This is a genomic window from Nocardioides sp. Bht2, from assembly GCF_047308515.1.
Classification (GTDB): Bacteria; Actinomycetota; Actinomycetes; order Propionibacteriales; family Nocardioidaceae; genus Nocardioides.
In genome coordinates this window covers 16,067-29,895 of sequence record NZ_JBLBWI010000020.1, presented here as the reverse complement: position 1 = coordinate 29,895, position 13,829 = coordinate 16,067, and the positions used below count along the sequence as shown (strand labels likewise).

14 protein-coding genes are annotated in these 13,829 nt (G+C 65.9%); 4 read left to right on the top strand and 10 right to left on the bottom strand.

Features of this window, described 5'->3' with window-relative positions:
• The first annotated feature begins 22 nt into the window (after positions 1-22).
• Genes ACLM5J_RS18660 through ACLM5J_RS18650 form a run of 3 tightly spaced genes read left to right on the top strand, consistent with a single transcriptional unit; the run spans position 23 to position 2,692 of the window.
• Positions 23-1,282 (top strand): phospholipase D-like domain-containing protein, encoded by a 1,260-nt coding sequence (locus ACLM5J_RS18660; protein ID WP_413658129.1) that lies wholly within the window; start codon positions 23-25, stop codon positions 1,280-1,282.
• Positions 1,283-1,289: 7 nt separating this feature from the next.
• Positions 1,290-2,156 (top strand): SDR family oxidoreductase, encoded by an 867-nt coding sequence (locus tag ACLM5J_RS18655; RefSeq protein ID WP_413658127.1) that lies wholly within the window; start codon positions 1,290-1,292, stop codon positions 2,154-2,156.
• Complete coding sequence (locus ACLM5J_RS18650) at positions 2,153-2,692, top strand: carboxymuconolactone decarboxylase family protein (RefSeq protein WP_413658125.1); 540 nt, start codon at positions 2,153-2,155, stop codon at positions 2,690-2,692. Before ACLM5J_RS18655 ends, ACLM5J_RS18650 begins: the two co-directional genes overlap by 4 nt.
• 49 nt (positions 2,693-2,741) lie before the next feature.
• On the opposite strand, the gene ACLM5J_RS18645 is transcribed toward ACLM5J_RS18650, so the two are convergent.
• The 10 genes from ACLM5J_RS18645 to ACLM5J_RS18600 all read right to left on the bottom strand — a co-directional run bounded on the left by ACLM5J_RS18645 (position 2,742) and on the right by ACLM5J_RS18600 (position 13,071).
• Positions 2,742-3,209 (bottom strand): DUF5956 family protein, encoded by a 468-nt coding sequence (locus ACLM5J_RS18645; protein WP_413658123.1) that lies wholly within the window; start codon positions 3,207-3,209, stop codon positions 2,742-2,744.
• Positions 3,210-4,160: 951 nt separating this feature from the next.
• Positions 4,161-5,261 carry an MCE family protein gene (locus ACLM5J_RS18640; protein WP_413658122.1) on the bottom strand — a complete coding sequence of 367 codons (1,101 nt, stop codon included), beginning with the start codon at positions 5,259-5,261 and terminating at the stop codon, positions 4,161-4,163.
• A complete protein-coding gene (locus ACLM5J_RS18635) occupies positions 5,258-6,247 on the bottom strand; it encodes an MCE family protein (protein WP_413658120.1) in 990 nt (329 codons plus the stop codon). Before ACLM5J_RS18635 ends, ACLM5J_RS18640 begins: the two co-directional genes overlap by 4 nt.
• Complete coding sequence (locus tag ACLM5J_RS18630; RefSeq protein ID WP_413658119.1) at positions 6,244-7,308, bottom strand: MCE family protein; 1,065 nt, start codon at positions 7,306-7,308, stop codon at positions 6,244-6,246. The genes ACLM5J_RS18635 and ACLM5J_RS18630 overlap by 4 nt, the downstream gene beginning before the upstream one ends.
• Complete coding sequence (locus ACLM5J_RS18625) at positions 7,305-8,282, bottom strand: MCE family protein (RefSeq protein WP_413658118.1); 978 nt, start codon at positions 8,280-8,282, stop codon at positions 7,305-7,307. Before ACLM5J_RS18625 ends, ACLM5J_RS18630 begins: the two co-directional genes overlap by 4 nt.
• On the bottom strand, positions 8,279-9,298 hold the full coding sequence (locus tag ACLM5J_RS18620; protein ID WP_413658117.1) for an MlaD family protein: 1,020 nt from the start codon (positions 9,296-9,298) through the stop codon (positions 8,279-8,281). The genes ACLM5J_RS18625 and ACLM5J_RS18620 overlap by 4 nt, the downstream gene beginning before the upstream one ends.
• 3 nt (positions 9,299-9,301) lie before the next feature.
• The gene (locus ACLM5J_RS18615; RefSeq protein ID WP_413658115.1) at positions 9,302-10,315 is read right to left on the bottom strand and encodes an MCE family protein; all 1,014 of its coding nucleotides are present in this window, start codon (positions 10,313-10,315) and stop codon (positions 9,302-9,304) included.
• Between the two features lie 11 nt (positions 10,316-10,326).
• Positions 10,327-11,145: an MlaE family ABC transporter permease gene (locus ACLM5J_RS18610; RefSeq protein ID WP_413658113.1), complete on the bottom strand. Its 819-nt coding sequence runs from the start codon at positions 11,143-11,145 to the stop codon at positions 10,327-10,329.
• 5 nt (positions 11,146-11,150) lie between these two features.
• On the bottom strand, positions 11,151-11,993 hold the full coding sequence (locus tag ACLM5J_RS18605; protein WP_413658112.1) for an MlaE family ABC transporter permease: 843 nt from the start codon (positions 11,991-11,993) through the stop codon (positions 11,151-11,153).
• A 154-nt stretch (positions 11,994-12,147) separates the two neighbouring features.
• Positions 12,148-13,071 carry a DNA-3-methyladenine glycosylase family protein gene (locus ACLM5J_RS18600; protein ID WP_413658110.1) on the bottom strand — a complete coding sequence of 308 codons (924 nt, stop codon included), beginning with the start codon at positions 13,069-13,071 and terminating at the stop codon, positions 12,148-12,150.
• Between the two features lie 73 nt (positions 13,072-13,144).
• On the opposite strand from ACLM5J_RS18600, the gene ACLM5J_RS18595 reads away from it, so the two are divergent.
• On the top strand, positions 13,145-13,825 hold the full coding sequence (locus ACLM5J_RS18595) for a TetR/AcrR family transcriptional regulator (RefSeq protein ID WP_413658109.1): 681 nt from the start codon (positions 13,145-13,147) through the stop codon (positions 13,823-13,825).
• Positions 13,826-13,829: the final 4 nt, after the last annotated feature.

Genomic DNA, 13,829 nt, shown 5'->3' with positions numbered 1-13,829 from the left:
AGTGCATGCTTGGATGGGCCCTGTGAGTAGCACCCTGAAGACAAGCGCCGCGGTGCTCCGGTTCCTGCGCCGCGCAATCGTGGCGTTCTTCGCGGTGCCGTTGGCTCTGGCGACCGGGTTGACGTTGGTCGACAGCTACCGCCGCCGCAACCGGAAGCCGAAGCCGTTCCCGGTGGCTGCTCCCGAGACCGCGCACATCGGCGCCAGCGCGATCACCACCTACACCTACGGCCAGAACCTCTACGACGACATGCTCGCCGCGATCGCGGGTGCCCGGCGTCAGATCCTCTTCGAGACCTACATCTGGAAGGGCGATGAGGTCGGTGAGAAGTTCAAGCAGGCACTGACCGAGGCCGCAGAGCGTGGCGTCGACGTCCACGTCATCTATGACTCGTTCGCCAATCTGGTCGTCAGCCCCCGATTCAAGCGCTTCTCCCCCGCGATCAAGGTGCTCCGGTACCCCGTCTACGCCGCGGGTCTGCGCTTCTTCGATCTACGCCGCTACGGCCGCGATCACCGCAAGATCCTGGTCGTCGACGGCGAGATGGGTTTCGTGGGCGGTTACAACATCGGGACGCCGTACGCGACCGAGTGGCGTGACACCCATATCCGGATCACCGGCCCCGGAGTCTGGGACCTCAAGCGGGCCTTCGCCGACTTCTGGAACCTGAACCGCCGCAAACGGCTGCGACGCAGTGAGCGCCCGTTGCTGCTCGACACCGCCTCGGACTGGGAGTCGCGGATCCGGCTGCATCGCAACCTGCCGCGCCTGTGGATGTTCCCGATCCGCGGGATGTACCTGGAGGCGATCAACCGAGCCACCCGCAACATCTGGCTCACCCACGCCTACTTCATCCCGGACCAGGACTTCGTGGACGCCGTCACCAGCGCTGCCCGTCGTGGCGTCGACGTTCGGCTCCTGCTTCCCCGCAAGTCCAACCACATCGTGGCCGACTGGATCTCGCGCGGGTACTTCGGCCAACTGCTGGAGGCCGGTGTGCGGATCTTCCGGTTCCGTGACGCCATGGTGCACGCCAAGACCGCCACCATCGACGGCAACTGGAGCACCATCGGGACCGCCAACGTCGACCGACTGAGCATGACCGGCAATTACGAGATCAACGTGGAGGTCATCGCGCCGCAGCTCGCCGAGGTGATGGAGCGGATCTTCGAACTGGACCTCACCAACTGTGTTGAACTGACCAGCGGTGAGTGGGAATCGCGTGACATCTATCGCCGCTTCACCGAAGCTGTTCTTTCACCGTTACGTCCACTTCTCTAGGGGTCCGATGTTCCGCAGGTTGCGCTCGTTGCAGGGAAAGCACGTCTTCATCACCGGCGCTGCTAGCGGAATCGGTAGGGCCACCGCCCGTCAGGCGGCAGTTGAAGGGGCGATCGTCCACCTGACCGACCTGCACGAGACTCCGGTGCAGCAGGTCGCCGAGGACATTCGAGCGATGGGCGGCAAGGTCGGTCTCGTCGCCGCCGCCGACGTCAGTGACCTGGCCGCGGTCCAGGCGCTCGGCAAATCATTGGCCGCTGAGTACGGCTCGATGGACGTTGTCGCCAACATCGCGGGCATCTCCACCTGGGGCACTGTCTCCTCGCTGACGCCGGACCACTGGCGTCAATTGGTCGAGGTCAACCTGATGGGACCGATCCACGTCATCGAGACGCTGGTCCCGCCGATGATCGAGGCCGGTCGCGGCGGCCACCTGGTCAACGTCTCCTCGGCCGCCGGGATCATCGGTATGCCCTGGCATGCCGCCTACTCGGCGAGCAAGTTCGGGTTGCGCGGGGTCTCTGAGGTGCTCCGCTTCGACCTGCGCAAGCACGGCATCGGCGTCAGCCTGGTCTGCCCCGGCGGCGTCGACACCGGTCTCACCGACACCATCCAGATCGCTGGCGTCGACAAGGAGACGCCGTCGTTCGTCCGTGCCCACGCGCACTTCAAGAAGCGTGCGGTAAGCCCCGAGACGGCGGCCGCTGCGTTGCTCGCAGGCGTCAAGCGGAACCGTTACTGGGTCTACACCTCCAGCGACATCCGGCTGATCCACTTCGTCCAGCGCCACTTCCACCCCGGTTACGTGTTGGCGATGCGGGTGATGAACTTCGGCGCCAACCGCGCTCTGCCGGCCGTGGAGCGGGCCCGGTGACGGCAGCGCGGGTCACCCCCGGCGCCCGCCGCGACACCGGTGTCGCGGTCTCGCTCTTCGCGCGCGCCGCGGGCCGGGTGGCGCGGACCGAGCCGCCCGCGGTCTTCCTCACCCTGGGACGCAGCAAGCGGATGTTCTGGGGCTGGCTGCACTTCGCCGGCACCCTGATGCCCGGAGGCAGGCTGGGCCGCCGTCGTACCGAGCTGGTGATCCTCCGGGTGGCCCACCGTCGTGACAACGCCTACGAGTGGACCCAGCACGCCGGTCTCGCCCGCCGCGCCGGGCTGAGCGCCGCCGAGGTCGAGCAGGTACGCGACGACGCCGCCACCTGGCCGGCGCCCGAGGCGCTGCTGCTCGAGGTCACCGACGAGCTGCTCGCCCACGACGACCTCAGCGACGCCACCTGGACCCGGCTCCGGGCGACCTTCGATGAGCCGACCAGCATCGAGTTGCTGATGCTGATCGGCCACTATCGAATGCTGGCCACCACGCTCACCACGCTCCGGGTCCAACCGGACAAGCCCCGCTCAATGTGACCTCAGCGCTCCAATTGGGGGCAATTCCGCGCGCTGAGGTCACATTGAGCTACTGGCGCGTCGGCCACGGACCGGCAGGGCTTCGGAACAGCGCGTCGAGGGCTACGAGCTCGCCCCACGGTCCATCCTCGGGTGACGCCGTCGCATAGACCTGCGACCACCAATAGCGCCGCACCTGGTCCAGATCGAGCCCGGCCGGAACCCGGAGCCACCACATCCGGTTGCCTGGTCGCGGCGGAAGTCCGAGCTCAGCCATGAACTCGTTGACGTCGTCGTCGAGCTCCGTCTGCTCCTCGGGCGTGCGCGCACGCTGACTACGGCGCTCGGTCCCGCCCGCATCCGTGACGACCAGCCTGGTCATCGGCACGGGATCGATCGGCGTACTGGCGACAGCGGTCGTACGCAGCAACCAAAGCGCACTGAGGTCGATCCCGGCGTCCGCGGCAAGTTGCCACGATGCGTCGTTTTCATGAATTGCCGGCACCTCGTTGCCATAGGGGACTTCATCCCAGTTCACAGCTTCACCCTACGTCGGGAAATAGCAGGGGTCATCGCTAAAACAACGATACTTGGGCGTTTTGAGTACACCAATCACAAAATCCACATAGTAGGCTTCAAATTTCCCCTTGACCTGATTCCAATAGGGATTCGAATCCCTGAGAGGCTTGAAATTGATCCACGGCCCGCGGTCGACCCCGTCGTTGGGGCCGATCGCGAACGAACCGTTGCCGTCAGGGCCGTCGACATAAGATGCCCTGGAGGACATCCACGGCCTGGTCCTCTATCACTTGAATCTGCGTATTGTGGAAAACGATTCGCGGACCGGAATCCCAATAAAAGACCCCTTTGACGCGTGGAGACCGACCATTCAGGCTTGTATGAATGTTGATGTCGAACGTACCGAGGACGCCCGATTGGTCGCCATATGCAGCATTGCCTTTGGCGACCGAATTGAACCGGTCCTTATAGGCAGTGCGTTTCGATCCGTTTCGCACCACCCGTCATCACCTGGTTCGCTGGCGGCTGCGCGATAACCGTGTCGCGAGCTTAGCCGCCGTTGTGACGATCCGGGTGCGCGTGATCGTTCGAGTTCGACCAGCAACGAACTCCCGCTCAACAGTGGTCAACTTCGGACCAACGCAAGTCCAACTGACAACGGGACGCTCAAGTGCGGCGACCGAACAGGCGTTAGTAATGGGATCGAGATCCGCCGTGGGTGCATGATGGCGAGGCACCGCAGACCTCTCACTCGCCAACGGGCGGTCGACAGCGTGGGCGGGTGGCGAGATCCCCCCAAGAGTCATGACCAGGGTCAGCCCGGCAAGAATGATCCTTCGCAGGTGCCGCGCTCCTTAATAGCAGCTGATCCGAGGTTCTGAGCCTATGTCTACCACGTTTGCCTCGCAACGGATTGGCAGATAACGGGACTCCGGGGTATCCCGCGGATCTTTCGTGACCCCCAATTGCTTCAGCGGGTCAGCGGACCAGGGGCGTGCTCGGCGCTGCGCCACGGTGCCCCCGAGCCACAGCGACCCTCGGTCCCGGGCGCCTGGCGTGCGGTGTGCGTCGGGTTGCGCCGGCTCACGCCGTAGTCACAGGTGCGCTGGCCGTTGAGGTTGGCGACCACGTTCATGTATCCGTTGCGCATCACACTCGCGAAGCGACCGAGTCCGTACGGAGTCATCGCCAACGTCGCCTCAAGGTGCGGGCCGTGCAGCGCCAGGATCTTGGTGAGCTGATTGACCTCGGCCAGGAAGTCCGGCATGTTCTTATCGACCTTGGTCAACAGGGTGGTGACCGTCTTGAGGTCGGCCGGCAGCTTGGTCAGGATCTTCTGAACCGTCGGATCCCAGGTGAGGTACCAGGTCCCGACGCTCGCGGCGGCGACGGCGAAACTGCGGAGCACCTCACGGTTGTCGGCGAAGATCTGCAACGTGGTCCTGCCGTTGAGCAGCACCCGCTCGATCTGCGGCAACGTGGTGTCGATGGTCTGCAGCAGGACCTCGGTGTTCTCCACCAGTGCGCTGAGGTCCTCACCACTCCCCTCGAAGGCAGCGTTCACCTCGCGCAGCACGATCCGCACCTTGTCCGGATCGACCTGCCGGAGCGCACCCTGCAACCCACTGACCATCTTCGCGATGGAGACCGGAAGATCACTCGCCTGCGCGGTCAACCGATCACCGTCGACGAGGTAAGGGCCGCCCCGGGCTTCGGGACGGAAGTCCAGGTACTGCTCGCCCACCGGCGACAGGCTGCGTACCTTCGCAGCCGACTTGCGGGGCACCTTGCGCCCCGGATCGAGGCGGACCGTCACCTCGACGCCGTCGGCGCCCAGATCGATCTTCGTCACGCGACCTACCTCGACACCGCGGTAGGTCGCCGCCGAACCTTCGAAGAGCCCCCCGGTGCGTGGCATGGTGACGGTGACCTCAGGACGTTCGCGGCCGACCGGGGCCTTCAAGACCCAGCTCATCAACAGCGCGATGCTGAGCGCGAAGACTGCCGCCAACGCGACGGCGCCGACGATCAGGGAGCGCAGGGACGCGCGGGCTGCTGCCTTGTTCTTCATCGCGCGCCCTCCGCTTCGCTACGGCCGAAGAGAGTGTTGGCATTGAACCGGAGGATCAGCAACAGGTTGAGGTAGTCGGTCGGCACACCGCGGTCGAGCAACGGCGCCAACTGGCTGACCTTCTGGAGCATCTGCTTGGCCTGGGCCTTGTTCGCGGTAAGGGTGCTCACCACCGGGCCGAGTTGGGCGAGGGTGGTGACCAGGTCGCCCCGGAGCGCCTTGACCAACTTGTCGACGTTGCCGCTCATCCCGGCCACCTCGGTCAACAGGTCGGTCACCTTGCCGCTGTTGCGGCGTAACACCTGGGCGGCCGGACCGGCCAGGTCGATCGCCGCGTTGATCTCCTTCTCCCGCTTGTTCAGCAGGGTCGAGGTCTCCGCGAGAGCGGTGAGCAACCCGTCCAGGTCGGTGCGACCGTCGTTGAGCGAGCCGACCAGCTTGTCCGCCCCACGGATGAACTCCTTGACCGTTCCGGTCCGGCCTTCGAGGGCGGTGTTGATCTCGCTGACGATGGTCTTGATCTGGCTCAATGAACCACCGTTGATCAGCAGGGACGCTGCAGCCAACCCGTCCTCGACCGTGGGTGCCGCCCGCGTGCTGGCGGCGTCGATCACCACGCCTGACTTCAGCGGCTTCTTCGCCTCACCGCGGATCACCTCGACGAAGAGCTCACCGAGTGCCGTGGTCGGTCGGAGTCGGAAGGTGCTGTCCTGCGGCAAGGGCGTGTCACCGTTGACCGCGAGTCGCACCTTCGCCTGGAACTTCTCGGTGGTGACCTCTTCGACGCGCCCGATCCGGGCACCGTCGATCTTGACCGCCGCGCCGACGGCGAGGTTGAGCGCATCCGGGAAGAAGATGGTGACCTCGTAACCATCCTTGACGCCCGACGAGACCGGAATGTTCTCGGCGTTCAGCATCGAGCATCCGGTCAGCGTCACCAGCAGAACGGTGAGGCCGGCCAGTAGACGGGTGATCCGTGCGGTCATCGTCGACCACCGCCCAAGAGAGCCTCCAGCAACGCTTGTAGGTCGATATCGGGCCCGATCTCGTCGCAGACGCCGGCCGGGAGCAGGTCACAGAGCGGATTGATCAACGCACCGCCCGGGAGCGCCGAGAGCGCCGGCAGCTTGACGTCGATCCGGCCCTTGTTGTTGACCGCAAGACCGAGATTCTCCATCGCCACCGGAAGCACCCGCAGCGCTTCGGTGAACGACGCTTGGTGGCGGCGGATCCGACGGGAGATATCGGTGATCCGGTCCGCGGTGTCACCGAGTTCACTCTGGTTCCGCTTGGCGAAGACACCCAGCAACCGGACGGTCTCGGCGATGTTCTCGGTCGCCGCCTCCAGGTTCTCCTTCTCCGCGTCCACCAGCGATGTCGCCTTGTTGACGTTACCGATGAAGGTGCGCGCCACCTGTTGGTTGGCAGCGATCTCCCGGGTGAGTACGTCCAGGCTCGCGATCGCCTGGGTGAACTCGTCGCTGTGCTCCGCGAACGCGCCGGTTCCCGAGACCAGGTTGGCGATCGTGTCGCGCACGGTCTTGCCGTTGCCGTCGAAAAGCTCGGCGCTGCGGTCAAGCAGCTTCTTGATCGGCTGGCCCTTGCCGCCCTTGCCATTGAGGCCTTCGGCGATCACGTCCAGCGCACCCAACACCTCGTCCCATTCGACCGGGGTCCGGGTGCGCGCCGCGGGGATCACCGCGCCGGCTTCGAGGGTGGGGCCCTTTGCGTAGACCGGGGTCAGCTCGACATAGCGATCGGTGGCCAACGACCGGGAGACGACGACAGCGCCCGCCTCTGCGGGAACCTCGACGTCCTCGTCGATTCTCAACGTGACCTCGACATGGTCGCCGACCGGTGTGATCGCGGTGACCTCACCGACCTTGACCCCTAGGATGCCCACGTCGTTGCCGACGAAGAGTCCCGACGAGTCGTCGAGCTGGACGGTGACCGTGAACGGATCGTCGCCGAACAACGAACAGCCGCCCAAAGCGAGCAGTGCCGCCACCAGCGGGGCGACCAGGAGGCGCAGACGTCGGGTGATCACGCGCAGTTTCCTTCCTGCAAGCAGCGCAGGCCGTCCGGCGTCGCCTCGGGCATGTACTGGTCCAGCCAGGACCCGTTGCCGGTGGAGTTCGCGAGATAGCGAGCCATCGGGCCGAGCAGGTCGGCAACGTCGCCCAGTGTCTTGTGGTTGGTGGTCAGCACCTTGATGGTGCCGTTGATGCTGTCCAGCATCGGACCGACCTTGCCGCGGTTCTCGGCCATCAGCGAGGAGAGCTCGGCGCCGACTGATCGGAGGTCGACCAGCAAGGCGTGGATGTCGTCGCGGCGTTGCAACAGGTTGGCCAACAAGACGTTGGACTGCTTCATCAGCACCGTGATGTCGCCCGTGCTCTCGGCGAGCTGTCCACTGAACGTACTGGTCGACTCCAGCAGCTCGCCGATCTCGGTAGAACGAGAGGCGAGCACCTTTGACAGGTCCGAGACCCCTTGCAGCGCTGGGAGGAACTCCTCGCTGGTGACATCCATCGTGTTCGCCACCTCGCTGAGTGCCTGCGAGATCAGGTCAACGTCGAGATCGTCGGCGAGTGAGCCGGTCTCGTTGATCACGTCCTGCAGGTTGTAGGGCACCCGGGTCTGGGCCAGCGGCACGGTGTCGTCAGCCAGGTCGCCCCCACCGAGCGGGCTGACCAAGAGGAAGTGGGTGCCGAGCAACGTGGCCACCTTCACCTCCGCGGTCGTCTCGCGGCCGAGGTCGATGTCGCTGTCCACGGTGAACTCGACGCGGACCTTGCGGTCCTTGAGCTCGATCTTGCGGACCTCACCCACACCGACGCCGGCGACCTGGACCTCTTCGCCGACCCGGAGGCCGGCACTGTGCTCAAGCTCGGCGAAGTAGGTGTCCTGGCCGAAGGGGAACGTCGAGGTGGCGGCGATCAGCCCTGCCAGCAACGCCACGACCGCGGCCCCGATGATGCCGACCCGGCGATAGTTCTGAGGTGTCTTCTTCAGCTTCATTTGCACGCCTTGGAGTGCTGGCCGTCCGCTGCACCGAGCCACAGTGGACTGTCGCCGATGACTTGGAGGCCGAGTGCACAGTTGTAGACCTGGAGATGGCCGCCATAGCTCTGCGACCGGACGAAAGCGCCGACCAACTGAGGCAACACGTCGATCGCCTTGGTGATCACCGGCTTACCCCGTTGGAAGACCGCCCCGAAGTCGCTGATCGCGGCGATGTCGCGGGAGACCAACGGGCGCAGCTGATCGATCAAGCGGGTGGTCGACGTCAGGTTGCCCTGGATGTCGGAGAGTGATCCGAAGAACTCGTCGCTCCCGGTGTTGAGCGACCGCATCAGTTGCTTGAGTTCGGTGACCGCGGTGTCGAAGTCACCGGAGTTCGCGGCGAGGTTCTTGACCACGGGCGTCAGGTTGGTCACCACCTGGTGGAAGACCTCGTCACGGTCCGCGAGGAATCGAGTGAGCCCGGCTGTCTCGGCGAGCAGCGACTCCACCGTGCCGGACTCGCCTTGCAGCACGCCCACGATGTTCTCTGCCAGCGTGTTCATGTCCTCGGGCTTGAGCACGTTGAAGAGGGGCTCGAAGCCGTTGAGCAGGGCCGTCAGGTCGAAGCCGGGACTGGTCCGGTCGAGGCCGATGGTGCTGTCCTTCTTCAGCGGCGAACCGCCGCCGTCGCCGGGAGTGAGGGCAAGGTACTTCTGGCCCAGCAGGTTCTGGTACCGCATCGTCACCTCGGTGGTGGAGGTGATCGGCTGCTTCGACTGGACCAGGAAGCGCACCCGCGCGATCCGGTTGTCCTTGACCTCGATGCCCTGCACCCGGCCGACCTTCACCCCGGAGATCCGGACGTCGTCGCCGGCCCGCAGCCCGGAGACGTTGGTGAACTCCGCGTACAGGGTGTGGGTGTTGCCCGGCACCCGGTTCGTCATCGTGTTGAAGAGCGCGACGAAGAGCAGCATCGCCACTACCGCGAAGAGGGTGAACTTGACGAGGATCGCCTTGAGTCCTGCTTCCACCGATCAGCACCCCTTCCCGCGTAGGCCGCCGTAGGACGGGCAGTCGGCTCTGGTGTATTCCTTCTCGTCCGGGATCCTGACCTCGGCATCGACCCGGATGTACGGGCCATGGCTGAGCGCCGGGATACCACCGTTGGACAGGGCGATCACGGAGGCGAAGGTCCGCGGAATGTCACCGCGTGCCAGGTAGAGCGCTGTCACCGACCGGCGCAGGTAGGGGATTCCCAGCGCCATCGCCGCGTAGTTGGCGGTCGACAGCGAGTCGACCTCGGCGCTCGCCCCGACCAGGCCGGTGAGCACGTTGCGGAACTCGTCCTCGCGCTCGATCAGCATGTTCCCCAACGCCATCGCTCCGTCCAGTGCGGTGAAGAGGTTCGGCGTGATCCGGCTGATGGTGGTCGCCACCACGGTGGCGAGGCGAAGATCCTGGCGGACCAGAGGCATCAACGGCTCGATCCGGGCGACCGCCGAGTTCGCGGTGTCGATCATCGACCCGAGCTGCTTGCCCTTACCGTCCAAGGTCGCTGCGAACGTCTCCAACGCCGTCGCGAGCTCGGCCGGGCCGAGGGCGTCGACGAGGTCCTGGGTGTCTTCCAGCAGATCGCCGAGCTCGATCGTGGTCGACGATGCGTCCTGAGGCAGTACCGCAGCCGCCTTCACGCTTCCCTTGGCCTTCTTCGGGCGAACCAGCTCCACGTAGGCCGCACCGAAGATGCTGATCGGCAACACGCGGACCGTGACGTTGCTCGGTACCCGATCGGCACGCTCGGGGTCGAGGGCCAGGTCGACGTCGACGCCCGTGGCGGTGCCATCGATGCTGGTCACCTTCCCGACGACGACGCCGTCGAGCTTGACCTCGGCACCGACCTCGAGCGCTCCGCCTGCCGAGTCCAGCTCAGCGACGACGGGCACGACGGTGTCGAAGCGTCCGAAGGACTTGGCGAGCAGCAGTCCGATCACGGCCAAGCAGAGTGCCGCGATCACCGAACCGCGGATCGTCTGGCTCCGCTTGCTCATCTCCCCGCGCATCAGCCGGCCACCCGGAACCCTGGATCGGATCCCCAGAAGACGAGGGTCATGATCATGTCGAGGATGACGACGCTGACGATGCTGGCCCGGATCGCCCGACCGGTCGCCTCGCCGACCCCCTGGGGCCCGCTGCCCGCGCGGTAGCCGAACCAGCAGTGGATCAGTGAGACCGCCAGCGCGAAGACGAAGATCTTCACCAGGGAGTAGAAGACGTCACGCGCATCGATGAATGAGTAGAAGTAATGCTGGTAGGTGCCGCGGGACTGGTCGAAGAGGACCACCACCGCGAACTCGGAGGCGGCGTAGGCGCCCAAGAGGCCGATCAGATAGAGCGGCAGGATCGCGAACATGGCGGCCAGGACCCTGGTGGTGACCAGGTAGCGCATCGGCTGGACCGCCATCACCTCGAGCGCGTCGATCTCCTCGGAGATCCGCATCGAGCCGATCTGTGCGGTGAACCGACAGCCGACCTGGCCGCCGAGTGCGAGGGCCGCGACCAGCGGCGCCAGCTCGCGGGTGTTGACGCCGGCGGAGACGAAGCCGGTCAACGGCGCCAGTCCCAGCAGTTCCAGGCCGTTGAAGCCTTCGATGCCCAACGAGGTTCCCGCGGAGAGCGACAGCAGGATCATCACGCCGACGGTGCCACCGCCGACGAGGAGGGCACCTGTCCCCCAGGTGATGTCGGCGAGTTGCCGCAACACCTCCTTGTAGTAGCGCTGCAGGGTGAACCGGATGCCGACGAAGGCGGTCCACGAGAACGAAGCGAAGTCGCCGAATCGGCCGAGGTTGGTGGTGAGTCCCGCAGTCATCTTGGCCATCGGCGTCACGCGATCCTGCTCGGTGCCAGCATCACGTAAGCCTGGGTCAGCGCCACGTTCACCATCGCCAGTGCGATCACGCTGATCACCACTGCCTCGTTGACAGCATCGGCGACACCCTTCGGACCGCCGCTGGCGTTCAGTCCCTTGTGGCAGGCAACGATGGTCGCGATGAAGCCGAAGATGATCGCCTTAAAGCTGGCCAGGAAGAGGTCGGTGGGTTGGGCGAACGAGACGAACGCGGCGATGTAGGTACCCGAGCTCACCGCGCCACCGCCCACGTTGAGCGTGTATCCGGTGATGATCGAGGTGGCGGCGACCACGATGTTGAGGAAGAAGGCGACCACGAGGGCCGCGACCACACGGGGCGCGACCAGCCGCTGGACCGGGTTGATGCCCATCACCTGAAGGGCATCGACCTCCTCGCGGATGGTGCGGGCGCCGAGGTCGGAGGTGATCGCGGCACCGACGGCGCCGGCGATCATGATCGAGGTGACCAACGGCGCACCCTGACGGAGGACGCCGATCCCGTTGACGGCACCGGAGAACGACTCCGCGCCGATCTGACCGGCGACTCCGCCGATCTGGATCGAGACGATGATGCCGAACGGGATGGCGACCAGGATCGTCGGAAGCACCGAGACCCGGCTCATGAACCAGGCCTGGAGCAGGAACTCACTCCACGAGAACTTCCGGGACACGATGTCTCTCGCGGCGGTGGTGATCGCTTCGAGACCGAGGACGATCATCGCCCCCAGGGTCTCCAAGCCGGTTCGACCACGGCCTACGAGGTCGCTGGCGATCCGGGCCGGCATCGACGTGCCGAGGCCAGGGGTCTGCGACGTCATGAACTCTCGCTTCCTGTCTGGGGCTGACTGGAATGTGACACGCACTGTAAACGAAAGTTACGTGAGCGCGCTCACATTCGCCATCCCCCGAGACGACCGCGTGTCGCCTTCGGTGCCTCAACGACCAGAAGGCGCTGAGGTGACGTCTCTCACATCAGGAGCCTGGTAGGTGGCTACGCGGAGCCATCCGTGGACCGCGTCGCGGTCGGCGCAGTCCCGCAAGCGCCAACAGGCCGACGACACGTGCCCGCTGTCCGGCCCATGGCGCCAGGAGTTCCGCGAGGCCGGCGTCGTCGACCGGCGTCCCGGTCAGCGCCCAGCCCACGTCCTTCGCCACGTGATAGTCACCGAAGCTCACGGCATCCGGATCGCCGAGTGCACGGGTGCGGACCTCGGCGCTGGTCCAGACGCCGATACCGGGGAGGCTCTGCAGAGCCCGGTCCAGGTCTGCCGCACCACGCACGCCAGCGCGCTCCAACGCACCTGCCACCTTCGCGGCACGGACCGCCGGCGTGGATCGACCACCGTCGACGGGTAGCCGGAGCCACTCCCAGGACGGGATCTGCGCCACCTCGGCAGCGGACGGCGGCACCCGGAGTCCGGCGTCCGCGGCGGGCCCGGGGGCTGCGTCGCCGAACCGGGTGACCAGGCGCCGATAGGCGCCGAACGCTTCTTGACCGGTCACCTTCTGCTCCAGGATCGCCGGCAGGAGCGCATCGAAGACGAGCCCGGTGGCGCCGATCCGCCAATGAGGATGGGCCCGCCAGGACCGCTCCACGACCGGATGCAAGGGGATGAATCCCGCCCAGTCGTCGTCGGCTCCAAGAAGCCGGGGCACGCTGTCGAGGATCCACTCCGCGCCCGGTCCCCAAGCGGAGGCGTGGATGACGCCGAGGCCCGGATCCGAGCGGACCCGGAGGGTTGCAGCGCCCTGGGGAGTCAACGACGCGCGCCACAGGCTGCCGTCGCCACCCCTGGCGAAGGTCGGATCGCCTGCGCCGCGGCGCAGTGGCGCGAGGATCGAGCCGACGGGGCACGGCCACGCAGGACGCCACTCGCGCTGGAACGGTGAACTCACCTGCTGAGTGTCCCAGCCGAACGCGCGTCAACACCATGTGCAACACCGAGTTGCAACTCGGTAACATGGAGGTATGAGCGAATCCGACTCACCACGGCTCGATGGACGACGATCGGCCGCGGCAACCCGCCGGCGGAAGCGCGAGCGGGAGATCCTGGACGCCACTCGGAGCCTCTTCGACACCCGTAGCGTCCGCGACGTCCACATCGACGACATCGCCAAAGCGGTCGGCACCAACCGCGCGATCATCTACCGGCACTTCTCCGGCAAGGAGGAGCTCTTCGCACTCACCCTGGTCGGCTACCTGGACGAGTTGCACGCCCTGATGGAAGCTCACACCGACCCGGACCCCGAGGTCCGGCTGGCCAGGGTGGTCGAGACCTTCGTCGACTTCGGCGTCCGCTTCCCGGCCTTCGTCGAATGCGCGCAGGCGTTGATGCGTCAGCCCGGACCGCAGCTCTTCGACGAGATCAGTGAGTCCGCGCTCTTCCGCCTCGGTCGGGCGATCGCCTCGTGCCTCTCTCTGCTCAGCGCGATCCTCGACGAGGGCGTCGCCAAGGGCATCTTCAAGATCGGCGACACCGCGATGCTCGCCAACCACATGTACGCGACCGGGCTCGGCGCACTGCAGCTGGCCCGGGTCGGGCTCTTCATCAAGGAGCTGGCCCCGGGCATCCCGACCACCGAGAAGGTGTCGGTCGCCCAGGTCCGCAGCTACCTGGTCGATACCAGCCTGGCTCTGGCTCGCGGCTGAGCCA